General features: G+C 45.1%; 22 protein-coding genes and 2 pseudogenes. 14 read left to right on the top strand and 10 right to left on the bottom strand.

What is annotated here, in order from left to right; all coding sequences use genetic code 11:
• Positions 1–2 precede the first annotated feature (2 nt).
• Entirely contained in the window at positions 3–4,361 is a 4,359-nt protein-coding gene (locus GXP75_RS17665; protein WP_242557435.1) for a multifunctional 2',3'-cyclic-nucleotide 2'-phosphodiesterase/3'-nucleotidase/5'-nucleotidase, read from the bottom strand.
• Positions 4,362–4,609: 248 nt separating this feature from the next.
• Between GXP75_RS17665 and GXP75_RS17660 the strand changes: the two genes are divergently transcribed.
• The gene (locus tag GXP75_RS17660; RefSeq protein ID WP_214916948.1) at positions 4,610–5,125 is read left to right on the top strand and encodes a type 1 glutamine amidotransferase domain-containing protein; all 516 of its coding nucleotides are present in this window, start codon (positions 4,610–4,612) and stop codon (positions 5,123–5,125) included.
• Between the two features lie 61 nt (positions 5,126–5,186).
• Here GXP75_RS17660 and GXP75_RS17655 read toward each other — a convergent pair.
• Positions 5,187–5,420, bottom strand: a pseudogene (locus GXP75_RS17655) (substrate-binding domain-containing protein); the annotation flags it as partial.
• Positions 5,421–5,542: 122 nt separating this feature from the next.
• A complete protein-coding gene (locus tag GXP75_RS17650; protein ID WP_004430468.1) occupies positions 5,543–5,758 on the bottom strand; it encodes a DUF1128 domain-containing protein in 216 nt (71 codons plus the stop codon).
• A gap of 316 nt (positions 5,759–6,074) precedes the next feature.
• Here GXP75_RS17650 and GXP75_RS17645 point away from each other — a divergent pair, with 316 nt between their 5' ends.
• The 3 genes from GXP75_RS17645 to GXP75_RS17635 are packed head-to-tail and all read left to right on the top strand — an operon-like array spanning position 6,075 to position 7,760.
• A complete protein-coding gene (locus GXP75_RS17645; protein WP_242557434.1) occupies positions 6,075–6,545 on the top strand; it encodes a low molecular weight protein-tyrosine-phosphatase in 471 nt (156 codons plus the stop codon).
• A 25-nt stretch (positions 6,546–6,570) separates the two neighbouring features.
• On the top strand, positions 6,571–6,903 hold the full coding sequence (locus GXP75_RS17640; RefSeq protein WP_242557433.1) for a hypothetical protein: 333 nt from the start codon (positions 6,571–6,573) through the stop codon (positions 6,901–6,903).
• Between the two features lie 17 nt (positions 6,904–6,920).
• Positions 6,921–7,760, top strand: coding sequence for a YihY family inner membrane protein (locus tag GXP75_RS17635; RefSeq protein ID WP_004430476.1), 840 nt, complete (start codon positions 6,921–6,923; stop codon positions 7,758–7,760).
• A 203-nt stretch (positions 7,761–7,963) separates the two neighbouring features.
• On the opposite strand, the gene GXP75_RS17630 is transcribed toward GXP75_RS17635, so the two are convergent.
• Positions 7,964–9,139, bottom strand: a complete 1,176-nt coding sequence (locus tag GXP75_RS17630; protein WP_214916967.1) for an MFS transporter — start codon at positions 9,137–9,139, stop codon at positions 7,964–7,966.
• 171 nt (positions 9,140–9,310) lie between these two features.
• Between GXP75_RS17630 and cax the strand changes: the two genes are divergently transcribed.
• Positions 9,311–10,369 (top strand): calcium/proton exchanger, encoded by a 1,059-nt coding sequence (gene cax, locus GXP75_RS17625; protein WP_106045866.1) that lies wholly within the window; start codon positions 9,311–9,313, stop codon positions 10,367–10,369.
• 70 nt (positions 10,370–10,439) lie between these two features.
• Positions 10,440–11,234, top strand: a complete 795-nt coding sequence (locus GXP75_RS17620) for a YfkD famly protein (RefSeq protein WP_010787950.1) — start codon at positions 10,440–10,442, stop codon at positions 11,232–11,234.
• 38 nt (positions 11,235–11,272) lie between these two features.
• Here GXP75_RS17620 and GXP75_RS17615 read toward each other — a convergent pair whose 3' ends face one another.
• Positions 11,273–12,115 (bottom strand): mechanosensitive ion channel family protein, encoded by an 843-nt coding sequence (locus GXP75_RS17615; protein WP_088116737.1) that lies wholly within the window; start codon positions 12,113–12,115, stop codon positions 11,273–11,275.
• Positions 12,116–13,237, bottom strand: coding sequence for a radical SAM/CxCxxxxC motif protein YfkAB (gene yfkAB, locus GXP75_RS17610; RefSeq protein WP_010787952.1), 1,122 nt, complete (start codon positions 13,235–13,237; stop codon positions 12,116–12,118). It abuts the gene before it with no gap.
• Between the two features lie 146 nt (positions 13,238–13,383).
• On the opposite strand from yfkAB, the gene GXP75_RS17605 reads away from it, so the two are divergent.
• Together GXP75_RS17605 and pdaA are read left to right on the top strand one after the other, a co-directional pair.
• On the top strand, positions 13,384–13,569 hold the full coding sequence (locus GXP75_RS17605) for an SE1561 family protein (RefSeq protein ID WP_004430493.1): 186 nt from the start codon (positions 13,384–13,386) through the stop codon (positions 13,567–13,569).
• A 131-nt stretch (positions 13,570–13,700) separates the two neighbouring features.
• Complete coding sequence (gene pdaA / locus GXP75_RS17600) at positions 13,701–14,492, top strand: delta-lactam-biosynthetic de-N-acetylase (protein ID WP_150224959.1); 792 nt, start codon at positions 13,701–13,703, stop codon at positions 14,490–14,492.
• A 54-nt stretch (positions 14,493–14,546) separates the two neighbouring features.
• Here the strand turns inward: pdaA and GXP75_RS17595 are convergent, their stop codons facing one another.
• The 3 genes from GXP75_RS17595 to corA form a co-directional block, all read right to left on the bottom strand.
• Positions 14,547–15,425, bottom strand: coding sequence for an NAD(P)-dependent oxidoreductase (locus tag GXP75_RS17595; RefSeq protein WP_242557432.1), 879 nt, complete (start codon positions 15,423–15,425; stop codon positions 14,547–14,549).
• 83 nt (positions 15,426–15,508) lie between these two features.
• The gene (locus GXP75_RS17590; protein ID WP_242557431.1) at positions 15,509–16,144 is read right to left on the bottom strand and encodes a hypothetical protein; all 636 of its coding nucleotides are present in this window, start codon (positions 16,142–16,144) and stop codon (positions 15,509–15,511) included.
• A gap of 78 nt (positions 16,145–16,222) precedes the next feature.
• Entirely contained in the window at positions 16,223–17,182 is a 960-nt protein-coding gene (gene corA / locus GXP75_RS17585) for a magnesium/cobalt transporter CorA (RefSeq protein ID WP_214916981.1), read from the bottom strand.
• 119 nt (positions 17,183–17,301) lie between these two features.
• Here corA and GXP75_RS17580 point away from each other — a divergent pair, with 119 nt between their 5' ends.
• Complete coding sequence (locus GXP75_RS17580; protein ID WP_214916983.1) at positions 17,302–18,165, top strand: DNA-3-methyladenine glycosylase family protein; 864 nt, start codon at positions 17,302–17,304, stop codon at positions 18,163–18,165.
• A 34-nt stretch (positions 18,166–18,199) separates the two neighbouring features.
• Here GXP75_RS17580 and GXP75_RS17575 read toward each other — a convergent pair whose 3' ends face one another.
• Positions 18,200–19,198, bottom strand: coding sequence for a hypothetical protein (locus GXP75_RS17575; protein WP_214916985.1), 999 nt, complete (start codon positions 19,196–19,198; stop codon positions 18,200–18,202).
• 193 nt (positions 19,199–19,391) lie between these two features.
• On the opposite strand from GXP75_RS17575, the gene rlmD reads away from it, so the two are divergent.
• From rlmD to acoA, 5 genes and pseudogenes are all read left to right on the top strand, one after another.
• On the top strand, positions 19,392–20,792 hold the full coding sequence (rlmD, locus tag GXP75_RS17570; RefSeq protein WP_242557430.1) for a 23S rRNA (uracil(1939)-C(5))-methyltransferase RlmD: 1,401 nt from the start codon (positions 19,392–19,394) through the stop codon (positions 20,790–20,792).
• A 361-nt stretch (positions 20,793–21,153) separates the two neighbouring features.
• Positions 21,154–22,140 (top strand): tRNA dihydrouridine synthase, encoded by a 987-nt coding sequence (locus tag GXP75_RS17565; RefSeq protein WP_242557429.1) that lies wholly within the window; start codon positions 21,154–21,156, stop codon positions 22,138–22,140.
• A gap of 478 nt (positions 22,141–22,618) precedes the next feature.
• Positions 22,619–23,071, top strand: coding sequence for a DUF6884 domain-containing protein (locus GXP75_RS17560; RefSeq protein WP_214916989.1), 453 nt, complete (start codon positions 22,619–22,621; stop codon positions 23,069–23,071).
• A gap of 74 nt (positions 23,072–23,145) precedes the next feature.
• Positions 23,146–23,326 (top strand): annotated as a pseudogene (locus tag GXP75_RS17555) (hypothetical protein); the annotation flags it as partial.
• A 233-nt stretch (positions 23,327–23,559) separates the two neighbouring features.
• On the top strand, positions 23,560–24,561 hold the full coding sequence (acoA, locus tag GXP75_RS17550; protein WP_242557428.1) for an acetoin:2,6-dichlorophenolindophenol oxidoreductase subunit alpha: 1,002 nt from the start codon (positions 23,560–23,562) through the stop codon (positions 24,559–24,561).

Raw genomic sequence — 24,561 nt, 5'->3', positions numbered from 1 at the left:
TTTTATGCTTGATCCGCTTTATTCTGCTTTCTCCGCTGATACAGATACAGAGCGGTGCCGAGTGCGCTGAGCAAGAATCCGGCTAACAGAATGGAGTACATAGAGGTGGCGGTGTCAGGCAGTAAGCCGCCGCCCGGCGTGTCATCACCTGAACCTCCTGTTGTGTCTGTCGGTTTGGTGCCTGGCGGTGTTTGTGTGTCACTGCCATCATTCGGCTGTTTTCCGTCATTACCGCCGCCATCACTGCCGTTATTCCCGTCTGACGGGTTATCGGCTGGAAAATCAGGCGGTGTGCCGTCAGCTCCGGCGTTTAAGACGGTGTATTCACTAAAGTGATTCGTATATCCGGTGACAACGTCATGCCGAACGGAGCCATTGTCTGTTTTTGTGAATAGTTTCTTTTTCCGGTCAACATAGTAGACCGCGGGATTTTTCGCTTTTTTCATATCATTGATCCGAAGGGACAGCTGAACCGGTTCCTTGAAGGTGTTAACGTCTTTTCCGTTTTGCTCAATGCTGAAATCATACACATTTGTCAGTGCAGCGTCCATATCTTCTGTCGATTCAACCCCGATTGCGGCCTCGGCTGATTCGATGTTGGAAAGCGGAAGCTTCATGCCGAACCAATGGTTAAATATCGTGACAGTCGGATCGGTTTTCCGTGCTTTTAACAAATCAATTTGATTTTTCGTCAGCTTGAGATTGATTTTGTTTACAGTGCCTTCGTCCTTTTCAAAGTAGACCATCGCCGTGTTTGCGTTGTTTGCGTAAACGGAAAACGATTCATCATTGTCAAGCGTCCAGCTGCCATCTTTTTGCTTTGTCGGCAGGTAGACTTCTTTGACACGGTTTTCGATTTTCGGAGAAACTTTTTCTTCTTTTTCAAGCTGTTCCGTGAAAATCTCATAATCAACATAGCCTAAGTCTTCTCCGCGGGAAGCCTTTGTAAAGACGGAATACCCGTCACCGCCCGCTCCGACGAAATTATTTGTCGCCACACGGTAGGTGCGGTCCTCGTTTAGATTCTCTGTGCTTCCGTCGCCATTTACCATTTTGACTTCAATCACGCGTTTTCCCGGCTCATTTTGTAACGTGAAAGTATATTCAATGCCGGCCACGTGAGGGAAAGCGCCGCCTCCGTCTTCCACGCCGCTCAAGCCTTGCTCGAGGGCTTCTTTAATTTGTTTTCCTGTTAAGTCTGCGACATAAAGGGTATTGCCGAACGGCATGACGTTCAGAACTTCTCCGAGTGTGATTTTGCCCTTATCAATGCCCGCTCTGATGCCGCCGCCATTTGTGATGGCGATTTGTGCGCCCACTGATTCTTTCGCTTTTGCCAGCATGCCGTCAGCGATAAAGTTACCGAGATTGGTTTCCTTTGTTCGCACATGTTCACGCTGTCCGTCGAGCGGCACGTCGGTATAGCCGACTTTTTCATTTTTTACGTCTTCTAACTCGTTTTTGAACTTGCTGAGCTGATTTTTTGCATCTGGGTCTTCTTCAATGGTTTCATCGATCGGAAGAGCTTTGAGATTTGATTTGTCCGTCTGAACGATTCCGTCTTTATCAAACGCAAGATCCACCCGGCCTAAATACTGGCCATATTCCTTAGCTTGCGCCACGATTGTCGGTTCTTCATTGTCCACAACCGCCATCTTGTCAACGAGCGTATGAGTATGTCCGCCGACAATCAAGTCGATGCCTTTTACTTTTTTGGCCAGCTCAAGATCACGATTATGCCCGATATGGGTCAGGGCGATAATTTTGTTGACCTTCTCTTTGTCCTGAATTTCCTTCACTGTGTTTTGCGCTGTTTCAAAGGCATCATTAAAAACAATGCTTTTTCCCGGACTGGATGTTGTCGAGGTATCTTCTGTCGTGAGTCCGAATACGGCGACTTTTTCGCCGTCAACGTCAAGCAAAATATATGGGTGGATGCCTGCTTCCTTCTTTTCTCCCGCGGTGAATGTCTGCGGATCTTTCATGAATAGCTTCAGTTTAGGCTCTTTGGAGACATCCACATTGGCACTGACGATTGGAAACTCAGGCGCTTTGAATTGATAGTGGTTCGCCGGGTCGACGGCGGTGCTGTCTCCGCTGAGAAAATCAGCAAGCACTTTCGGGCCTTTGTCAAATTCATGGTTCCCAAAAGTCATCGCGTCATATCCCATCTTATTCATGAATTGAAGGTCAGCCAGCCCGTTCCATTTTGTGAAATAAAGGTCGCCGGAAAACACATCTCCCGCGTCAAGCAGAAGATTGTGATCCGTTTCGTTACGCACCTCGTTTACTTTCGTCATCCGTCTTGCTGCATCATCGAGGTGGGCGTGCGTGTCATTGGTATGCATAACCGTCAGATTCCATAAGTCATCATCCGGCGGATTTGTCACTGGATCTTCATCAAACTGAAGCTTGTACAATCCATAGCCCGCGTTAGACGATTCGCCCAGATAGGCAACGTCATCAGCTTCATCTGCGAACGGTTTAGCAAGCAGAGAAGACTCAAACGTAAGGTTCGTTCCCGCCACAGGGGCGATGGACCAGTTGTTATCCGCTTTTGGATTGATCTTTTTCTGATCAAGAATGTAATTCATCAACACCTGTCTGTTTTCATCAGCTGATGCATACACAATTTTATCATTGGACAAATGAGGGAAGCCTCCGCCGCCCGAAGCCCGGTAATTGTTTGTGACGACAAGAAACTCTTGATCGGCGTCTATCGGTTTTCCTTCGTAGGAAAGATTGATGATTCGGCCGGCATCGGAATTGATCATTTTGCCGTTTGCGTTATATTTAGCAGGTTTTGTGACATCAACTTGGTAGGTGACACCGTCAATCACATCAAAATTGTAAGAACGGAAGCTGTCATTCAGCAAAACCTGATTCCCGCCTTTATTAGGTGTGATCTGATTAAATTGGCCTGCGGACATTTCCAGCCAATCCTTAACCTCACTTCCGGTCAGTTTTACGATTTGCACGGTATTGTCATACAGATACAAATCACCTACATTTTTAATTGCCAGATCGCCTGCTGCGATGTTGGTGTAATAATTGGACCCGTTTCGCCCGCCTGCTTTAAAGGGCGCTCCTGCTGACAAAATCGGGAGGTCCTTATATTTTGAATCCTTCATGACATCCTGCGCATACCATTTCTGCGCGTCTGTCACGATTTGGATGGACGGGTCGTCTTTCACCTGTGCAAAAAAGCTATTGATATCGGCTTCCGTTTGCCCGACCGGTTTTCTGACATACTCCAGCGTGTTTTCATGTGTTTGCTTAATTGTGTTTGTTACCGTTTCATCTCTGCTTGTGACTGTACCTGCAATCGGTTCGATGCTCCCTTTGGAATCAGCGACTCGCCATGAGCCGTCCGATTGTTTCAGATTAAGATCAATGACGCCTAAATACTTGCCCCAGTTGCTCGGCATCACAACTGGAATGCCATTAATCGTACCTTTTTCAACATCGAACTTGTCGATTCCAGCATACTCTGCATCAGGAAAGAGTCCGTGCTGGTGGCCGGAGACGATGGCGTCAATGCCGTCTGTTTTTGTGGCAAGATCGAATACCGCATTTTCCGCACCGGTTGACTGTGCTTGTTTTTCAATGCCGGTATGGGCGAGGGCAATAATGACATCCGCGCCTTCCGCCTTCATTTGCGGAATTGTTTCATTGGCTGATTCGACAATATCCTGAACTTGGACGTTTCCTTCCAGATGTTTTTTATCCCATGTCATGATTTGCGGCGGAACAAAGCCGATATAGCCGACTTTAATGCTCTGCTTGTTTCCATTTTCATCTGTTACGGTTTTTTCATCAATCACATACGGCGTAAAGCGATGCTTGCCGCTGAGTGTTTTGACATTGGCGTTTACAATCGGAAAACCGGCGCCTTTTATCGTGCCGTCCAAAAAGTCAAGACCGTAATTGAACTCATGATTGCCGAGTGTGCCGGCGTCATAATCCAAGTGGTTCATGACATCGATAATCGGATGGGTTTTTGCGCCCGATATAATGTCGTCTTTTTCATATTTCACCGCATACTCGCCAAGCGGATTCCCCTGAATTAAGTCTCCGTTATCAACGAGAAGGGTGTTTGGGTTTTCTTTGCGGTGCTTTGCGATTAATTCAGCTGTTCTTGCGAGGCCGAATTCCGCTGTTTCTTTGTCGCTGTAGTAATCATAATCCATCATGTGGGCATGAATGTCCGTTGTCGCTAAAATACTAAGATTCACATGAGGATCGGCGTTTTCTTCTGCTCGAATGGGTGATGCTGGGAGGATTAGACTAAGTATCATAATTGAGGATAGCAGAATACGGAGAATCGTTTTGTTATTGCCTCGGCTTTTCTGTATTCCCACCTGTTCTCCACCTTTCAACCAAATTTATGTCACATTCCCTATTGTAAGAATGTTTTGTAAACTTTTGTAGATGTTTCGCCCCGATTATTGTAAAATGGTGAAAAAATGAGGATAATGGCGCATGTGTCCGACTTGTTGAATGAGCCTTATTGCTCAGAAGGCCTTTGTTTTTAGAAGACAATGTTTTACTTTAGTGTGGCTGGGGTACATTGTTTTATGTAGACACATTGAGCAGGAGGTAATCAACGATGGGTAAAAAAATTGCAGTTGTATTAACGGATTATTTTGAGGATGTTGAGTACACTGAGCCTGCAAAAGCATTTAAAGAAGCGGGCCATGACTTAACAGTTATTGAAAATGAAAAAGGGAAGACTGTAAAAGGAAAACAAGGTGATGCGGAAGTAACGGTTGACGCGTCTATTGATGAAGTAAATGCTTCAGATTTCGATGCGCTTCTCATTCCGGGAGGTTTTTCACCTGACATGCTGCGCGCGGATGATCGGTTTGTACAGTTTGCGAAATCCTTTATGGATGACAAGAAACCTGTATTTGCCATTTGCCATGGGCCGCAGCTGCTGATCAACGCAAAAACGCTTGACGGCCGCAAAGCAACAGGATTTACATCAATTCGTGTCGATATGGAAAACGCCGGCGCGAACGTGGTGGATGAAGAAGTTGTCGTCTGCCAAAACCAATTGGTGACAAGCCGTACGCCGGATGATATTCCAGCGTTTAACCGCGAGTCTTTAAAATTACTCGCCTAACTTAATAAAAAAAGCGGGCGCCCGTGCTGGTGTCCGCTTTTTTGTTGCTTCCGTACTCTGATTAAGAAGATTCACGGATTATCAGCTCCGGTTTTAAAATAATCCGCTGCTGCTTATGATTCGTATTGGACATTTTGTGGTGCAAAAGGTTTGCCGCCTCGGTCCCGGAACGGCGGGGAAATGAGGAGACCGTTGTTAAAGGGGGGTGGGAAATTTCCGCTTCAGGTACATTATCAAAGCCGACAATATCCACATCCTCACCAGGTATCAGGCCTGCCTGTCTTAACCCTTGCATCCTTCTTTTTATCTATGTCAAACTTGTGAACAAATATTTTTTTATTATTTAAACCGAGAATTTATTATTTAAACCAGGGCATACAAAAAGACTTACCGGTTTACGGCAAGCCAAAATTTTTGTTATTTGCGAAGAGAGGCAAGCTCTTGAGCGATCGCCTGCATTTCGCTTGGGCTGAATGATGCTTTTTTCATTACCATTTTATGAAGGTAGGTAAGATCCTCAATTTTTTCATCGCTGAAATCTTCCGCTCTGATCACGCCGACATTCAGCATGTTGAGCTTTTGGGAAATCTCTTCAATCATTTGGTTCAATGTCTCTGTGTTTTGGCTGGACAAATGCATCCATCCTTTCTTTAGGCCATATTTGTCCTTTATATTCTAACAGAATTCCCTGAGAAAAAAAGCGCGTTTTCACAGTGGTTATGTAAGCTGGCGTATCTTTTTAGGGGGCTGTTTCTCCGGCGATTTCCGAAAAGAGAATGATGAGTCCGCAGACCACATAAAATATAAAGCATCAAACCGGCTTGTACAGGACGCAGACAGTTTTAAAAAAATGACGGCAGATGTTGAAAACTTTTCGGTTTTCTTACTATGATATCCTAAAGGTTTCTTTTTATAGAAATGTGGGGAAAGATTAGGGAGGTCATACAACATGATAAAAGTTTTATTTGTTTGCTTGGGAAATATTTGCCGGTCACCCATGGCAGAGGCAGTGTTCAAGGATTTGGCCGAAAAAAACGGTCTGCAAGAGCAGATCAAAACAGATTCTGCCGGAATCGGCGGCTGGCACATCGGCAGCCCTCCGCATGAAGGGACACAGGAGATATTGAAGAGGAAGGGGATCAGCTTTGAAGGCATGCTGGCACGCCAAGTGTGTGAGCAGGATTTGGCTGATTTTGATTACGTGATAGCCATGGATGCGGAAAACATCGGACATTTGAGAAGCATGGCGGGTTTTAAAAAAGCACCCCGTCTGGGAAGGCTGCTTGATTATGTGAAGGAGTCAGATGCGGCCGACGTGCCGGATCCTTATTACACAGGAAATTTTGATGAAGTTTATCAGTTGGTTAAATCAGGGTGCCGGAATTTGCTGGAATCCATCAGAAAAGAACAAAATCTGTAATCGAAAACGAAAGGGGTTTTGTATGATGAAAAATGAACGAATGATGCTGAAAAATATGATGATCGGTGCGTCCATCGGCGCCGCATTGTCTCTTTTTCATAAACCGACAAGGGATGCGTGCGGGATGAAATGGATGATGTGCAAAAATAAGGTCCGGCTGTATCGGAGCAATCCGGAGCTTTTGAAACATTCGATGATCACAAAATTGGATGATACAAAAAAGCTCGCCCAATCGCTTTCAGATGATTTAGGCTTTTTGAATAAGCAAGTAAGCGAATTGAAGAAAACAACACCGAAAGTCATGGAGCTTGTTGAGGAAACCAAGGAGCATTTTTCAAAGAAAACAACTGACAATTGAGCTGAGGTGAGACAGACATGGACTTTATAAAAGAGCTATTCGGGAGATTTACCCTGCATGAAGGACAAAGCAAATCAGCAGAACTGGCGTATTTTTTTCTTCTATCTTTGTTTCCGTTTATGATCTTTATTTTAACGCTTGCCGCCTATCTCCCGCTGACATCGGATGACGTGCTCGGAGTAGTGGATCAATATGCTCCGGACGGCGCTATGTCGCTTATACAATCTATTACCGAGCAAACATTAAACAACCGCAACGGCGGGCTGCTTTCTTTCGGGATCATCGCGGCTCTCTGGTCGGCTTCAAACGGGATGAACGCCATCGTCAGAGCGTTTAACCACGCGTATGAAGTTGAGGAAAACCGCTCTTTTATCATTGTTCGTCTAACCTCTATTTTCTTAACGATCGGGATGGTATTTACCATTTTAGTTGCCTTGCTGCTGCCGGTATTCGGTAAGCAGATCGGGCTTTTAACCGCTGAATTTGTCGGCGCGTCTGATATGTTTTTAGCGGTATGGGCCGCGGTGCGCTGGGGAATCAGCCCTTTGATTTTGCTGATCGTATTTTCCGCTTTGTATTTATTCGCCCCGAACAAAAAGCTGTCATTGCGTTTTGTATTTCCAGGCGCGCTGTTTGCGACCATTGGCTGGATCGCGGTAAGCACATTATTTTCCTTTTACGTGGGCACCTACGCGAATTACAGTGCGACATACGGAAGCATCGGGGGAATTATCGTGCTGATGATCTGGTTTTACTTAAGCGGGATTTTAATTATTTTAGGAGGAGAAATCAACGCGCTTTTACATAAACGTAAAAAGCTTCCTGATGAAAATCCGGTTGATTCGAGCAACCTATAAATGAACAGATATTGTTCAATCAGGCATGCGGAGGGATCACCATGACAAAGCAAAAAGGCGGAAGCCATAACAAACAAAATTCGAAAAGCAAACCGAAACAAAAAACGAGCGGAAGTTCCAACGGACAAAACGGTTACCATTAGATAAAGAGGCGGCGCTTTGGCCGCCTTAAAAAGAGCTGGCTTTTAGCGTCAGCTCTTTTTTTAATGGGTGACAGAGTGTGACCCTCTATGGGAAGTATGTTTGGTTTTACCAAAAGCAATAGCAATCCAAACAACTGATAAAACAAAGGTGATGAAGTAAAACAGATTGGCATTTTTAAATATCTGCATATACCAGCCGCCGGCAATCGGACCGATGATGCTTCCGAGACTGAATGAGATACCGCAGAGCAAATTCCCCGCCGGAAGAAGGTGGGACGGCAAAAGGTCGGTCATATAACTGATCCCGAGTGTAAAGGTTGACCCAACAGCCATTCCGGCAATGAAAAAACAGCACCCCAATACATAAGGCGACGGGAACAGACCGGCTGTCAAAAAACATAATGCGCCCGTTAATAGAATGATGAGCAGGACGTTCCTTCTGCCGTATTTATCACTTATTATGCCAAGCGGAAATTGAAACACAATGCTTCCGATGGCAAAAGCCGGCAGGATGAGTGCCACCGCATCAACCGAAATTCCCAGACGCAGCGCGTACACGGGAAAACTGCCGTTTAACGCCGTTTCTAAAAAACCGTAGCCAAAGGTCGGCATAAAAGCGATCCACCCTAAAAGCACAGCCTGATAAAATCGTGAAAAACTATTTTCCGTCCCGGTTTCGTGAGGACTGGTTTCCGGGTATTCATTTTGTAGAAAGAACACAAAAACCCACGCAAACAGACTGATGCAGCCGGATACGATAAAAGGCAGCGCTGGATTTGACTGAACGAGCGGCACCATAAAAGGGCCCGCGGCAAACCCAAGGCCGAATGACAGCCCGTACAGTGAAAGATTTTTTCCGCGATTTTGTTTAGACGATCTGGTTGTCACCCATGTTTGGGTGGAAAAATGAAGCATGTGATCTCCGATTCCGATTAAAAGGCGCAGGAAAAACCAGATCCAAACGGATTGAAGCCAAATAAAGCTGAATAAACTGACAATAACAAGGGCGCCGCCGATCACAATGAGCGGTTTGAACCCAAGCTTTCGAAGCGGCGCCTCCATAAAAGGCGCCGCGAGCAATACGCCGATATATAATCCGGTCGCATGCAATCCGTTTACAGCGGCTGATTCGCCTTGTGTTTCAAAAATAATTGAGATCACAGGCAGCAGCATTCCTTGAGAAAATCCTGAAATTGAAACAAGCAGCACAAGAATGAAGAAATGAAATCGTGACATCGCGTTTTCTCCTTAGATGGGATCTATTCTTGATCGTACACCGATTTCCAAAAGACGGCAACAGGAAATTAGGCACGGAAAGGAGGTGAGGGCTGAAACGGACTTGGTGTAATCATGATGTTTTTTGAGAAGAATAAAAAATAAATCAATATGATAAAAGGAGCCAATCAAATGAATCGTATCTTTTTCATCTTAGTGGCGGCGGGGGTGCCGCTGTCAGTCATCGGCAGTTTTGTGCATTGGCCTGCGGCAATCTTATTTACCATCTATTGTATCACCATTATAGCGCTGGCAAGCTATATGGGAAGGGCGACAGAATCGCTGGCCATTATTGCCGGGCCCCGAATCGGCGGGCTTTTAAACGCGACCTTCGGCAATGCAGTTGAGCTTATCATTTCGATTTTCGCTTTAAAGGAAGGATTAACGGGCATCGTGCTCGCGTCTTTGACCGGTTCTGTTTTAGGAAATTTACTTTTGGTTGCTGGCTTATCGTTTTTTGTCGGCGGTTTGAAATACAAGCGGCAGGTATTCAATATTCATGATGCACGCCATAATTCCGGCCTTTTGGTTTTTGCCGTTATCGTCGCTTTTGTTATTCCTGAGATTTTTTCAATCGGTATGGGACATACAAGCAAGCTTAATTTAAGTGTCGGCATCAGCGTGATCATGATTCTCCTGTATGTGGCTGCTCTTTATTTCAAGCTTGTCACGCACCGAGGCGTCTATCAGCCGAAAAATGAAACAGCAAAACCGGAGGAAGAGGAACAGCCGGAATGGTCATTGAAAGCGGCTACTGCGGTATTGTTTGCGGCAACCATTGTCGTCGCCTACATTTCAGAAAATCTTGTGCACACCTTCCATTCCGTTGCGGCGCAATTCGGCTGGAGCGAACTTTTTATCGGGGTCATTATCGTTGCCATTGTCGGAAACGCGGCGGAGCACGCGTCTGCTATTATTATGGCCTATAAAAATAAAATGGACGTGGCTGTTGAAATTGCGGTCGGCTCCACATTGCAGATTGCGATGTTTGTTGCACCGATACTCGTCATCTGTTCGCTGTTTTTCCCGACAAGCATGCCGCTCGTCTTTACGCTGCCGGAGCTCGTCTCGATGGTATCGGCGGTGCTCCTGATGATTGCCATTTCAAATGACGGTGATTCCAATTGGTTTGAAGGAGCCACCCTGCTTGCGGCATATGTCATTATGGCGATCGGTTTTTTCCTGCTTTAACCTGAAAAAATAACGGATAACAATATAGAGGGCGGAAAAGACTAAAGGAAAATGCCATAGAAAGAGTGATATGATGAAAAAGCTATGTAAGGCCACACTCATTGTGTTATTATCCTTTAGTTTTTTCGGCGTTCAGCCTATCCATGCTACAAAACCGTTTAAGATCCCTGATTCTGTTGCAAGCATTTCTAAGGAAAATACGTATCCGAATGCTTCGCAAGATCAGCCGACTCTCCAGCCGAGTAAGCTGGCGCAAGAATTGCTAGATACATCAGAGGTGGCAATTGAAAACCCGCATCTGATTAAAATGCTGAACGAGTCCACCATCTCCGGAACACCTCTTGCTGTAGGCTACAGGGCGACAGTATTTCTTGGGAAATGGGCGCTCGGGTACGAATCAAACGAAACCGTCGCCAACTGGGAGTACAAAAAAATCAATACAAACCGCGCTGACAACCGAGGCGGAGAGCAAACGGCTGAAATGAGATATTCTCAGGAGCGGCAATTCAGAGTTAAAGGCGATTTGACGGCAAAGGTTCCGAACGCAGAAGATGTAAGAAGCATGATGATGCAAAAAGCCATGAAGAAAACCAGCCTTCCGCTCGCATTTGAGACAGTTGTGGGAGCCGGAACGAAGCGTGACCAAATGTATAAAATAGCAGCCAAAAAACTTGGTTACCTAAACGCTTATGCTCCGGCCGTAAATGAAAAGGGGAAAGTCACATACGGAGAAGTGTACTTGGTGCTGAAAGGCAATAAACGAAAGCTTGTTGTGAAAAATGTCACTTCACAAGGGATCGGCGCTTGGATCCCCGTTCAAGACCACGTTACTTTCAGCTTCCAGCTTTCCGCACAGCCGAGATAATAAAAAAAACTGATTCCGTCTTAAACGGAATCAGTTTTTTATTGGCTTTTTTCAACCCGGATCGCTTCCTCAAGCATTTGTACATTATGTTGATAAAGCTGACGGACAAGGACCCGTCTTACTGTGAGGCTGGCGCTGAAATAATCCTGATCCTTCACCATGCCCTTCACTGTAAACTCGATCCCGCGATTGATCTTATTCAAGCTTGTAATGCCGTGTACTTGAAACGGTTCTTCCGGGTTTAGAAACTCGTCTCTTTTTAAGGAATCGCGAAGCTCTTGGTTCAGCATATCGCACGCTTCCTCAAGCACGCGATACACGCGCTCGGGATCTTCCTTAAAGCTCACAAGAAGAGACTCAGTAATTCGCATGTAATTGATATTGTAGTTTTCAATTTGTCTGACTTCCCCATTGCTGATTGTTAAAAGCTTCCCGCTCCATTCCCTGATTTGCAGCGAACGAAGGCCGATTTCTTCCACAGTGCCGTTAAACAAATTGTTCACCGTCACATAATCGCCTTTATGGAGCTGGCGCTCGTATATTAAGAAAATCCCGGCCACTATATCTTTAATCAGTGATTGGGCGCCAAACCCGATAACGATACCCGCGACACCGGCTCCTGCGAGTATTTTTCCAAAATCATCCACAAACAGTGAAACTACATACAATATAAAGCCGATGGTCGCTGAATAACGGGTAAGCGAACGAACAAGGCTTTCAATTGTTTTCTCTTTCCGTTCTTCAATAAAGTCAGTCCGTTTAAAAAACGCCTGCACAAACCGATTGATGATAAACACACCAACCCAGAGCAGGGCGGCGACAATGAGTATATCGAATGTTTTGCTTTTCAGAATGTCAATAAACGTTTCTTTCATCCGCATCTAACTCCTGGCTTGGCGTACTGAAAAATCTTCATTTTGATAATAACTGTTTTTCACCAGAACATTCGGGCCGAGGCACCGCACATTTGGGCAATGGCAATTCAGCTCTTTAGCCAGCTTCGTTTCTCTCCACTTTTCATAAGCGGAAGGCAGGCTGTCTGTTTGGATATTGCCAAGCGGAGGTGTATCCCCAAAGTCTGTCACAATAATATTCCCATCAAAAATATTTACATTCAGGCGTGAACGGCCATCGGGATCATTTCGCACTGTCACATTTTTCGCCTGGCGCAGCCGCTTTAATAATGTCTGATCTTCTTCATCAGGGCTGCACGCATAAAACGGCAATGTGCCAAACAGCATCCACGTGTTTTCGTCACGCACATCTAGCAGTTTGTGAATGGCTTTTCTCATATCCTTTAAGCTGAGTGAATCAAGCGCACTGGCAAAATCACTTGGATACATCGGATGCACTTCATGGCGCTGGCACTTCATTTCTTCAACGATTTGCCGGTGAATATGCTCGATATGGGGAAGTGTGCGTTTATTCAGCATGGTTTCCGCTGAGACCATTACGCCGGCGTCGACCAAGGTGCGGCTGTTTTGAATCATTTTTTCAAAATATCTGGCGCGCTGTTCGAAGGTCGGTTTTTTATCCATCATCGCAAAACCGATATCGGCAAAATCCTCAACCGTTCCCCAGTTATGGGAAATATGCAGAACGTCAAGGTAAGGAATGATCCATTCATAGCGCTCGATATCAAGCGTTAAATTGGAATTAATCTGTGTCCGCACGCCGCGTTCATGAGCGTATTTTAATAAAGGGACAACGTACTCCTTCACCGATTTTAATGAAAGCATCGGTTCACCGCCGGTAATGCTGATTGACCGAAGAAGGGGGATTTCCTCAAGCCGCTGTAACAAAAGATCTATCGGAAGAGCATTGGGGTCCTTCGGCTGTAGCGTGTAACCGACAGCACAATGCTCACATCTCATATTGCACAGAGTCGTCGTTGTGAATTCAACGTTCGTCAGCTGCATGTCTCCATATTGGTCTACGTCCATATACGCTTCCCACGGATCAAATTGGGGCGTAATTGGACGGAGCTTCGTATTTTGCATCATGGTCTATCTAACTCCTTTATCATTGGGGCATACTAACGTCTGCCAACTGTTAATTTTAGACCTGATCCACAAAGATCGCAAGGGGCGAAGCCGTTGAAAAACAGGAAAAAATGAGCTACCATTAAAAAAATGAAAGGAGGAGAAAAATGGGGAATGCAATAAACAACAAGGATCAGCAGATTGATTATTTGAAGAACAGACTGGATATGTTTATGAACGTGATAGATTCATTAGACCCTGAATCAACAGACGTTGAAGATATAGACCGCCTCATCAGCATGCTTGACGATCTTGAAGCCAAATATGAACGATTCAAAAAAGATTGGGAATAACCGGGGCGGACGCCGCGGTTTTTTTATGCCAAAAAACGGCTGTACGGACATACCGACCTGGAAAGAAAGCAATGGTATAAAACAAAGCGCTCTACTGCAAAATAAGAAAAACTGCAGAAGGAGCGCTGACCATGAAATGGATTTGTTCTGTATGCTGCATTGCCGCTTTGCTCACAGGCGGAGTGAGCGGTGCAAAAGCAGTATCAAACGAACCGGTAAACTGGGGATTTAAACGAAGTGTCAATCACGCGCCGGCTGACGCGGGCAAACAACTGAACAGTCTGATCAAAAAATATGACGCGTTTTACTTAGGAAACACTAAAGAAAAGACGATCTATTTAACATTCGATAACGGTTACGAAAACGGTTATACGCCGAAAGTGCTCGATGTGCTGAAGAAGCATCACGTGACGGGAACCTTTTTTGTGACGGGCCATTTTGTTAAAGATCAGCCGGAACTCATCAAACGCATGTCTGATGAAGGCCATATTATCGGCAATCATTCCTTTCATCACCCTGATCTGACAACCAAAACGGCCGATGAAATTCAGGATGAACTGGATTCGGTGAAGGAAGAAGTGTATAAGATTACCGGGAAACAGGACAATCTCTATTTGCGTCCGCCGCGCGGCGTGTTCAGCGAATATGTGCTTCAGGAAGCAAAACGGCTCGGGTATCAAACGGTGTTTTGGTCAGTTGCGTTTGTGGACTGGAAAATCAATCACCAGAAGGGAAAACAATACGCCTACGACCATATGATGAAGCAGGCGCATCCCGGAGCGATTTATCTTCTCCATACCGTCTCAAAAGACAATTCAGAAGCGCTTGATGACGCGATCACTGACTTGAAGAAAAAAGGGTATACGTTTAAAAGCATTGACGATCTGATGTTTGAAAAAGAAATGCGCTTACCCAAGTTTTAATGCTGATAAAGCCTCTCCCGCACATTATAGGGAGAGGTTTTTGTTGATAGCGCGTTATTTTTGTTTTGACAAGAGTTCAACGCTTTTGATGAGAGCGGCCCAGTCCAACTCTCCCCAGCCTTTGTCTATCCCGCTTTCAAAATGAGTTTTTGCAAGTTCGGCTGTCGGGAGCTTGGCGGAAACCTGTTCGGCCGCGGCGAGCGCAAGGTTTGTATCTTTTAATCCTAATTTGAGTGTAAAGCCTGCGGGATCAAATGTCTGCTCGGCCATAATGGTCCCATAATTCTGATATACCGGAGAGCCAAAAAGCGCGTTTGTGATTTTTAAAAATTGTTTTTGCTCCAATCCGTACTTTTCCACCATGACAAAAGCCTCAGATAAGGCCTCCAGCATGGAAACAAGCAAAAAGTTGTTCCCGATTTTGGCGACATTGGCTGTGCGGCTTTCTTCGCCGACGTCAAACAATTGCTGGCCTAAGCTTTCAAGAAGAGGCTTCGCTTTTTTCTTTGCTTCCGCAGGACCGGCAACGATGATGCGAAGTGCGGCTTTCTCTGCGGCATCGGGGCGGCCGAGTACAGGCGCCGCGAGAAAGAACTGGCCCTTCTCTCTATGAGCTGACGACAGTTGTTGGGAACATTCGGCACTGATCGTACTCATAGATATGTGAATTGCTTTTTCTGACAAGCCTTCTAAAATCCCGTCGACTCCGAAGGTTACGGCGCTGACAGCCTCGTCATCAGTAAGCATTGTCAGCACGATGTCTGCTGTCTCCGCTGCTTTGCGCGGCGTATCCGCTGTGTGCGCTCCTTTTGATATCAGTTCTTCCGCTTTTTGTTTCGTTCTGTTGTACACAATCAATTCATAGCCCGCTTGTATGACATTTTCGGCGATAGGGCGGCCCATGTTGCCGAGACCGATGATTGCAATTTTCATTTGTATCACTCCACTATAGGTTTTTTCACATTATATATTTAATGGGAAGTGACAGCATAAAAATTGCCTGAGCATGACTCTGCTCATTCTGTATGGTTCGTAACGGTCAACTTCATGTCAGCAGAATCGCCTTCCATCTGTATATCTTTTTTTGAAATCCCGGTAAATCGGATGTTTAGATTCGTTTTAGATCGGGGACTGAGGGTAAAGGTTTTTGCTTTTATTTTGACATCCTGGGGTTTTATCATTTCTTTATCAAAATAAGGCTGAATCGCTACTTCGGTATCCTGTTTTCCGTAGTGATTGATGCGGAGAGTACATGTAATATGCACTTTCTTTTGTTCTATTCTATTGTGGCAATAGCTGCGCGGCTGAATGTATTCGACAGCGCTGCTGCCCTCAGCCGGCCTTTTAATGAAAAAAACAATATGTTCAGATAAGGGCTGCACAGCGGCAGCGGCTGTAAAACTGAGTAATAACAATGTAAAGCCCGCCGCGGGAAGCTTTTTCACAAAATGAAACGAACTCCAAACCCAACCGGTCAAAAACAAAACCAGGCCGCAAACCGCGCTAATATGCGAGCCTTTTTTCGGCCAATCTGAAAGGCCGGCCAGCTGAAAAACAAGATCGCCAAGAGTTGTGCCATTGTAAAGGGGGATGGAAGTGAGCAATCCGAATATCATCAGACAGAGGGCAATGACCCCTCTATAGGAAACCATACGTGTCATCCTCTCCAGAGGTTTTTTAATTACCATTATAAGGATGCGAATAAAAAAAGAACAGCCTAAAGCCGTTCTTTACTTAAATATTTTGAACCATCCTTTATGTATAAACCAAATCATCATTCCGACAACTACGGCTCCCATTACACCAAGCACGCCAAAATATCCGTATTTCCAGTGAAGTTCCGGCATATTGTCAAAGTTCATGCCGTAAACGCCGGCAATAAACGTGAGTGGGATAAAAATCGTCGACACGATGGTTAATGTCATCATGATGGCGTTCATCCGGTTTGAATTCATCGTCACATAGCTGTCTCTTAAATCAGATGTCATGTCGCGGTTCGACTCGACAAGCTCCGACAGCTTCAACAAGTGATCGTAAATGTCGCTGAAATATGCTTTTGTTTCGCGCTGGTCTTTTACATGATCAAGGCTTAAAATCCGATACAGCAAGTCACGCATCGGAATAATGGTCCGTCTGAGGTGCAGAAGATCTGTCCTCAGGTCAAACACCTCGCTCATCAGCGTGCCGTATGTCTTATGGCTGCGGCTGTCTTCAATCTCATTCAGCCGGTCTTCAATTTTATAAAGCACAGGGAAATATTCATCCACAAGCTGGTCTATCACCATGTATGAAATATGCCCGGGGCCTTTCTTTAAAATGTCCGGTGAAGCATAAACACGCTCTCTTACTTTGGCAATTCCCTGTGATTCATGCAAATGAAAGGTAACAACATAGTTTTCCCCTTGAAAGATATCAACCTCTTCTGTTTCCAGCGTATCCTGATTCAACGCATGCAGCACATAAAAGCGATAGCCGTCATAATGATCAAGCTTCGGCCGCTGCATATGCTGGAAGCAATCCTCAATCGCCAGGGGATGAAAATGAAAAAAATCCCTCAATAGTGCGGTTTCTGTTTCCTCAGGCCCGAAAAAATCAACCCAATACCATGCAATATCCGGCTGCTTAACCCGTTCGATCGGTATATTTTTCAGAAGCTGATGCTGTGTTGTGATTGCGGTAATGTTGATCATAAACAACCCTCCGATTGCCATTATATCATGCGGTGTTTTCGAGAAAAGTATACGGTGTTTTCAACCCTGTTCCCGGGACGTGTTATACTGAACAAAAAAATGGAAAAAGGGTTGATTACATGTGGAAGGAAAAGGTTTCAGTTACACCGCCGTACCATTTCGATCGCGTGTTGGCAAGATTGTCGTTAGACCCGCTGAATGCGGTTGATATCAAAGCGCGGGAAGTTCGTGTGCCGATCAGGAACCGGGCCAAAGACGTGTGTATTGTGAAGGTGCAAGCTTTAGGCCATGAAGACGAACCTGAGTTTCTTGTCAGCGGGGAAACAGATCAGGAAGACATAATGATGGAAATCAAGCGAATTTTCCAATGGGAGAATGACCTTCGGCACGTACTCGATCATTTCTCGAAAACGAGTCTATCCGCTATTTTTGAAGAGCATGCGGGCACGCCGCTTGTGCTGGATTACAGTGTGTACAATTGTATCATGAAGTGCATCGTCCACCAGCAGCTTAATCTATCCTTCGCCTACACATTAACCGAACGGTTTGTCCATACGTTCGGCGAGCAGAAGGACGGCGTGTGGTGCTATCCGAAGCCTGAAACGATTGCTGCGCTGGATTACCAAGACTTACGCGATCTCCAGTTCAGTATGAGAAAAGCGGAATATGCAATTGATACATCAAGAATGATCGCAGAAGGAATACTCGACTTATCAGAGCTGGCGCAATTGACGGATGAAGAAATTATGAAAAAACTGATCAAAATCAGAGGCATCGGCCCATGGACCGTGCAAAACGTGCTCATGTTCGGGCTTGGGCGCCCTAATTTATTCCCGCTTGCTGATATCGGACTCCAAAACGCAATCAAACGCCATTTTGCTCTCGATGATAAACCGGCGAAAGATGTCATGTCAGCGATGAGCAAGGAGTGGGAGCCGTATTTAAGCTATGCGTCGTTGTATTTGTGGCGGAGTATCGAATGAAAACGGCTGCCTTTTTGGCAGCCGCAGCTGGAGATTAATCTAGCTTCACTGTGATGTTCTGGCCTGAATCGGCACTTTTAACAGGGGAAAATGTAATTTTTAATTGATGGAGATCTTCCGCTTTTCCACTGTATACAGCTCCTATCACACCTTCGTTTTCTGTGTGCGGTGCGAAAACATGATCATTGTCTTTTAGTATGTTATTATCAGCAATTGTCAGCTTTTGTCCGTTATCTGTTTCTACAGATTCGATACCTTGCCAATCAATTTGTGTGTCTCCGGTATTCTCAGCTTTATAAGTGATCTGAATGTATCGAAGCGGTTCAGACACTTTTTGATCTGTCATTCTTTTAAAGAGTTTCAGCTGGAAGGGGCTGATATTTGTACGTGACAGCAATTTAACTTGATCGACAGTAATCGTTAAGGGCTTCATTGCTGTCTGTTTCTGGACATCAGCAATTTTGTCTAATGTAACAATTTCTCCATTGTCCTCGGTGGATGTTTCACCGGGCTTGGAAAGAATTTTATGCCCGCTGTCTTGGCTTGAATTATCTGTTTCATTGTCGGTATCCATCGGCTTATCACTTTCCTGAACCAGCTGATTCTTAAGATCAACAAACCGAATTGTCGGCTCGCTGCCGTCGTAGTAAGATGAATGCGTATATAAAGCGCGAAGAAACTGATCAAAGACAATCGCCAATAAACCATTTTCCATGGATTTTCCGTCTGAATTATTAAAGGTGACAACGACTGTATTGTTCTTTTTTACATCCGCTTCTTTAATCACTTTTTCTCCATTGGAATTGGCTTCTGTCATTTTTTCAATAGCGCCGTTGAAATCCTTTTTCGAAATGTGGATTTTTTCCCATTCTTCTTTTGTAATGCTGTTAAAACCCTTTTTCAGCAAATCTAAGTTTTTGCTTTCGTCTTCTTCTTTTGTTTCTGCTTTAGCAGAGCTTTCGCTGCTGTTTCCGCAGCCTGCCGCGCTGAACATCAATCCCAATGCACAGACAGCAATTAGAAATTTCTTCATCGAATCCCTCTTTTATCAAATAGTATACTTAAGGTGTATCAGTTAACTTATTGATTTATTGAGTAAATTTGGAAAAACATTTGAAAAACATGAAGGATTTCCGCTATGCGTGTTATACTAAAGAGATGTAATAGAACACAATATTACTTTCTGTAACTTGCAGAAAGCTTTATATAGAAACGGAGAGAACAACGTGAACCAACAAAACAAAAAGGCGCCCGTCGAACTGAAAGTCGGACAAACCTTTCCTCTGACCATTAAGCGACTCGGCATTAACGGGGAAGGCGTCGGCTATTTTAAGAAAAAGGTCGTTTTTGTCCCCGGCGCACTGCCTGGTGAAGAGGTTGTGGTCCAAGCGACGAACGTTCAGCCTAAGTTTTCGGAGGGACGGGTCAAAAAGATTCGCAAGCCTTCGGAGCATCGGGTCACACCGCCTTGTCCGGTATACGAGCAATGCGGCGGCTGCCAGCTTCAGCACCTTGCCTACACACAGCAGCTTCGGGAAAAACGCGATATCGTGATCCAGTCTCTTGAGCGACATACGAAATTTAAAGTTGAAGACATGAATATTAAAGAAACAATCGGAATGGACAATCCGTGGAATTACCGCAACAAAAGCCAATTCCAGATCGGACGCTCACAAAGCGGCAGCATCATCGCCGGTTTATACGGGATGGATTCCCATAACATCGTGCCGATCAAGGACTGTAAAGTTCAGCATCCAGCCACAAACAAAACAACAGGCATCGTCCGCCGGATTTTGGAGGACTTCAATGTGTCTGTTTATAATGAACGGAAACGAAAAGGCGACGTCCGCACCATCGTGACAAGAGTCGGTTTTGAAACAGGCGAAGTACAGGTTGTGCTGATTACGTCCAAAGAAACGCTTCCCCATAAGGATGAAATCGTCCAAGCCATCCAAAAGCGCCTGCCAGAAGTCAAATCGATCATTCAGAATGTGAACGGAGCAAAAACATCTGTTATTTTCGGAGACAAAACAAAAGCGCTTGCCGGAAACACGGTGATCCAAGAAGTGCTGGGCGATGTTTCATTTGAATTGAGCGCCCGCGCCTTCTTCCAGCTCAACCCGGAGCAGACCGTCAAGCTGTATGACGAAGTGAAAAAAGCAGCTCAATTGACAGGGAAAGAAAAAGTCGTTGACGCCTATTGCGGCGTCGGCACCATCGGCATGTGGGTGGCGGACGGAGCGAAGGAAGTCCGCGGCATGGACGTCATCAAGGAATCTATTGATGATGCGAAGAAAAACGCCAAAAAACACGGCATGACAAACGCAGCTTATGTGACAGGAACAGCCGAGCACTGGCTCCCGAAATGGACGAAAGAAGGTTTCCGCCCGGACGTCGTCATCGTAGATCCGCCTAGAACCGGCTGCGACGGAACATTCTTAGACACGATCAAAAAAGTAAAACCGAAACGCTTTGTATACGTATCCTGCAACCCATCAACATTAGCGAAAGATTTGCAGACGCTGTCGAAAGACTATCGCGTGGAATATATTCAGCCTGTGGATATGTTTCCGCAGACAGCTCATGTCGAAGCGGTGGCGCAGCTTGTATTGAAATCGTCTAACTAAAATAAACATCATCCAGTAAAAATAAACGATTCCTAATCAGGTCTGGATTTCGGCAGAATTAACATTGCCGATTTCCGGGTCTTTTTCATGCACAGCCCATCCAAGCTATTGTAAGAAAATTTGCAGGAACATACACTGAAACTTGAATAATGTACCTAACCCTATGACTCAAACTGCTTTTCTAGTCGGTTTCCTTTGTCACTTTTTATATGTTATTAGTAAAGATTTAAATGTTCAAAATTTACTATCGTTTGATAAGAAGTGCTTAAGCATGCTATAAGTGTAAAAGCAGCATGGTCAGCTTTTTAATTTTGGGATAAAGGTTTGGGTTGGTATCCCATAATGAAAGGATTTGAATGGAATGACGATAGATAATTTCTGGCGTGAATTACCACGGCCTTTTTTTGTACTGGCACCAATGGAAGATGTGACGGATGTTGTGTTTCGCCATGTAGTAAGTGAAGCAGGCAGGCCGGATGTGTTTTTTACAGAGTTCACAAACTCAGAGAGCTATTGCCACCCGGATGGGAAGGATAGTGTGCGCGGCCGTTTGACTTTCACGGAGGACGAACAGCCAATGGTGGCTCATATATGGGGAGATAAACCTGAAAACTTCCGGCAAATGAGTATTGGGATGGCGGAACTAGGATTTAAGGGTCTAGATATCAATATGGGCTGTCCTGTGCCTAATGTGGCAGGCAATGGGAAGGGAAGCGGCCTTATTTGTCGTCCTGAAGTTGCAGCAGAATTAATACAAGCTGCAAAAGCAGGGGGATTGCCTGTAAGTGTGAAGACAAGGCTTGGTTACACAGATGTAGACGAATGGCGCGATTGGCTGACACACGTATTGAAACAGGACATTGCTAATCTCTCTATTCATCTGCGTACAAGAGCTGAAATGAGCAAAGTGGATGCGCATTGGGAACTCATCCCGGAGATTAAGAAACTCCGTGACGAGGTGGCGCCAGATACTCTTTTGACGATCAATGGGGATGTTCCTGACCGCCAAACTGGCTTGAAACTCGCTCAACAATACGGTGTTGATGGGATTATGATTGGGCGCGGTATTTTTACAAATCCATTTGCCTTTGAAAAGGAGCCGAAAGAGCATAGCAGTAAGGAATTGCTTGATCTCTTAAGGCTGCATCTGGATCTCCATGATAAATATTCAAAATTAGAAGCCCGACCGTACAAGCCTCTTCCTCGCTTTTTCAAGATTTATCTCCGTGGATTCCGCGGGGCAAGTGAATTAAGAAATCAATGCATGAACACAAAGTCAACGGATGAAGTGCGGGCATTGCTCGATGACTTTGAGAGAAAGTATCTTGATGGGGTGGAGCAACAGTAAAAGTATCCTAATTCTTTGTTCAACTATGTCTAACTAAATAAACATCTCCCAGTAAAAATAAACAACTCCTAATAAGACCTGGATTTCGGTAAAATAAATAATTCCGATTTCCGGGTTTTTTTCAGGCGCAGCCCTTGTCCTAGCTGTCTTTTCTCGAATTTCTCTTCGTTTTCTTTTCGGAGATCTTTATATTAAATGAAGAAAAGAGGTGAAAAAGGGGCGAAAAACGGTCGATTTTGAACCGAAAAAGTGAAAATGGGGGTTTTAATATAGACGCGCTCCCAATTACAGAAAGCGCAGATACGGACTATGTTCCGTTCGCCAAGGGCTTCCGTCTACCGTGAAGTGTCCAGCTGCTGGAGCGGGCGGTAAATAAACTGCTGAAGAAGGAGAGACCTCTCTTTTTTTATTTAGACATGCAGGAAAAATAAAATAATGATACATTGATAGGAAATACCTTATCAAGGGGAAAAAAAAAATGAAACGACTATGCATCATCCCCTGCGGCAAGAAAAAAATTTGGGATGCTCATCCTGATGCGGGGCCGACGAGGGCGGAGGACGCTTATCTCAGCCCGTTTCATCTGGCGTGCGAGCGGTACGCGAAAGCTTTTTTTGACGAGTGGGTCATTTTGTCGGCGAAGCACGGATTCCTGCGTCCTGATGACATCGTCCCGAACAACTACGATGTGGCATTCGGGAGCGGTCATCCAGAGATCATGACAGCGGAGGAGTTAAGCCGCCAATTTCGTGAAAAGGGTTTTCTCGAAAAAGAAGAGCTCTTCATGCTCGGCGGGAAAAAATATCGTAAAGTCCTTAACAGGGTCGTCGGAGATCATCAGCACATCAACTGGCCGCTGGCACCGTACAAAGGCATTGGCTACATGCTTCAGGCACTGAACAGGGCGGTTGAAGAAAAACAAGAACTATAAAATGTACATATCCGGAAAAGAGTGTAAAAATGAAAAATTGTGTTTGGCTTCCTTGCCATTACGATATTTGGGAGCGAATGGCGGAAACCGTTAGAAAAACGCTTAATGAAAAGGGGTATACATACTCAAACGGCACGATACGATAGATTGCATGCAGAAGGATGGGGACGGCACCTCGTTTATGTGAAATATTCAATTGATTTTGCTCCCGAAACCGCCATTCAGACAAAAGATGCAGAGGTATTAGGAAGTTGAAAAGATTTCCGAGGAAATAAATATGTCGATCGACGTCAAAAGACCGGGCATCTGCCCGGTCTTTTTTATTTGGAATAAAACGAGACACATGGTTTCATATCGAGACAAAATGAGACACTTGTCTCAAACTGTCTCCTAGTATGAATATAGAAGGCTGGTTTTACGGGTCTCCAAAGGCTGGCACACTTCTTGCATTTATTATCGTGAACCCTAAATAGAAGGAGGCACACACAATGGAACTGTTAAAACGAGAAGGCTTGTCATTAACTGAGGAAAAAGCGCTGTGGATGTACCAAAAGATGCTGGAAATCAGGGGCTTTGAGGACAAAGTGCATGAACTGTTCGCAGAGGGAGTGCTTCCCGGATTCGTCCATTTGTATGCCGGTGAAGAAGCGGTAGCTGTAGGCGTGTGCGCTCACTTAGATGATGGCGACAGCATTACAAGCACACACAGAGGGCATGGCCATTGTATCGCCAAGGGCTGTGATCTGAACGGCATGATGGCTGAAATTTTCGGGAAAGCGACCGGGCTTTGTAAAGGCAAAGGCGGATCGATGCACATTGCTGATCTCGATAAAGGCATGTTGGGGGCAAATGGAATCGTCGGGGGCGGGTTTACGCTCGCATGCGGGTCAGCGCTCACGGCTAAATATAAACAGACTAAAAATGTAAGCGTTTGCTTTTTCGGAGACGGAGCAAATAACCAAGGAACCTTCCATGAAGGCCTCAACTTAGCGGCTGTATGGAACCTTCCAGTTGTGTTTATTGCTGAAAACAATGGCTACGGCGAAGCCACGCCATTTGAGTACGCGTCAGCCTGTGATTCAATCGCTGATCGGGCAGCTGCCTATAACATGCCGGGAGTAACCGTGGACGGAAAAGATATTTTAGCAGTTTACCAGGCAGCGGAGGAAGCAATTGAACGAGCAAGAAACGGCGGAGGCCCGTCTTTGATTGAATGCATGACCTACCGAAACTACGGCCATTTCGAAGGAGATGCCCAAACCTATAAAACAAAGGATGAAAGAGCTGAGCACCTTGAAGAAAAGGACGCTGTACAAGGCTTTAAAAACTATCTGTTAAACGAGACGGATGCAAAAAAACTGGCAGACATTGAACAAAGCGTGAATGAAGCAATTGAAAAAGCAGTCTCCTTCAGCCAAGACAGCCCATATCCGAAAGAATCAGAGCTGCTGACAGATGTATATGTCTCATATGAAAAAGGAGGAATGTAA

Origin of the sequence: Bacillus sp. HU-1818 (assembly GCF_022695965.1) — a bacterium.
Classification (GTDB): domain Bacteria; phylum Bacillota; class Bacilli; order Bacillales; family Bacillaceae; genus Bacillus; species Bacillus atrophaeus.
Note: the sequence above shows the minus strand (reverse complement) of the source record. Positions and strands in the feature narration are given on the sequence as shown.

What these genes read in the sequence shown, in the direction of transcription:
- GXP75_RS17630 (WP_214916967.1), bottom strand. Translation starts at nt 9,139, where the DNA reads ATGTCACGATTTCATTTCTTCATTCTTGTGCTGCTTGTTTCAATTTCA.
- GXP75_RS17660 (WP_214916948.1), top strand. Translation starts at nt 4,610, where the DNA reads ATGGGTAAAAAAATTGCAGTTGTATTAACGGATTATTTTGAGGATGTT.
- GXP75_RS17635 (WP_004430476.1), top strand. Translation starts at nt 6,921, where the DNA reads ATGGACTTTATAAAAGAGCTATTCGGGAGATTTACCCTGCATGAAGGA.
- GXP75_RS17615 (WP_088116737.1), bottom strand. Translation starts at nt 12,115, where the DNA reads ATGCGGATGAAAGAAACGTTTATTGACATTCTGAAAAGCAAAACATTC.
- GXP75_RS17620 (WP_010787950.1), top strand. Translation starts at nt 10,440, where the DNA reads ATGATGAAAAAGCTATGTAAGGCCACACTCATTGTGTTATTATCCTTT.
- GXP75_RS17590 (WP_242557431.1), bottom strand. Translation starts at nt 16,144, where the DNA reads ATGGTTTCCTATAGAGGGGTCATTGCCCTCTGTCTGATGATATTCGGA.
- GXP75_RS17640 (WP_242557433.1), top strand. Translation starts at nt 6,571, where the DNA reads ATGAAAAATGAACGAATGATGCTGAAAAATATGATGATCGGTGCGTCC.
- GXP75_RS17575 (WP_214916985.1), bottom strand. Translation starts at nt 19,198, where the DNA reads ATGAAGAAATTTCTAATTGCTGTCTGTGCATTGGGATTGATGTTCAGC.
- GXP75_RS17560 (WP_214916989.1), top strand. Translation starts at nt 22,619, where the DNA reads ATGAAACGACTATGCATCATCCCCTGCGGCAAGAAAAAAATTTGGGAT.
- GXP75_RS17565 (WP_242557429.1), top strand. Translation starts at nt 21,154, where the DNA reads ATGACGATAGATAATTTCTGGCGTGAATTACCACGGCCTTTTTTTGTA.
- yfkAB (WP_010787952.1), bottom strand. Translation starts at nt 13,237, where the DNA reads ATGATGCAAAATACGAAGCTCCGTCCAATTACGCCCCAATTTGATCCG.
- pdaA (WP_150224959.1), top strand. Translation starts at nt 13,701, where the DNA reads ATGAAATGGATTTGTTCTGTATGCTGCATTGCCGCTTTGCTCACAGGC.
- GXP75_RS17595 (WP_242557432.1), bottom strand. Translation starts at nt 15,425, where the DNA reads ATGAAAATTGCAATCATCGGTCTCGGCAACATGGGCCGCCCTATCGCC.
- cax (WP_106045866.1), top strand. Translation starts at nt 9,311, where the DNA reads ATGAATCGTATCTTTTTCATCTTAGTGGCGGCGGGGGTGCCGCTGTCA.
- GXP75_RS17580 (WP_214916983.1), top strand. Translation starts at nt 17,302, where the DNA reads ATGTGGAAGGAAAAGGTTTCAGTTACACCGCCGTACCATTTCGATCGC.
- GXP75_RS17605 (WP_004430493.1), top strand. Translation starts at nt 13,384, where the DNA reads ATGGGGAATGCAATAAACAACAAGGATCAGCAGATTGATTATTTGAAG.
- acoA (WP_242557428.1), top strand. Translation starts at nt 23,560, where the DNA reads ATGGAACTGTTAAAACGAGAAGGCTTGTCATTAACTGAGGAAAAAGCG.
- GXP75_RS17645 (WP_242557434.1), top strand. Translation starts at nt 6,075, where the DNA reads ATGATAAAAGTTTTATTTGTTTGCTTGGGAAATATTTGCCGGTCACCC.
- corA (WP_214916981.1), bottom strand. Translation starts at nt 17,182, where the DNA reads ATGATCAACATTACCGCAATCACAACACAGCATCAGCTTCTGAAAAAT.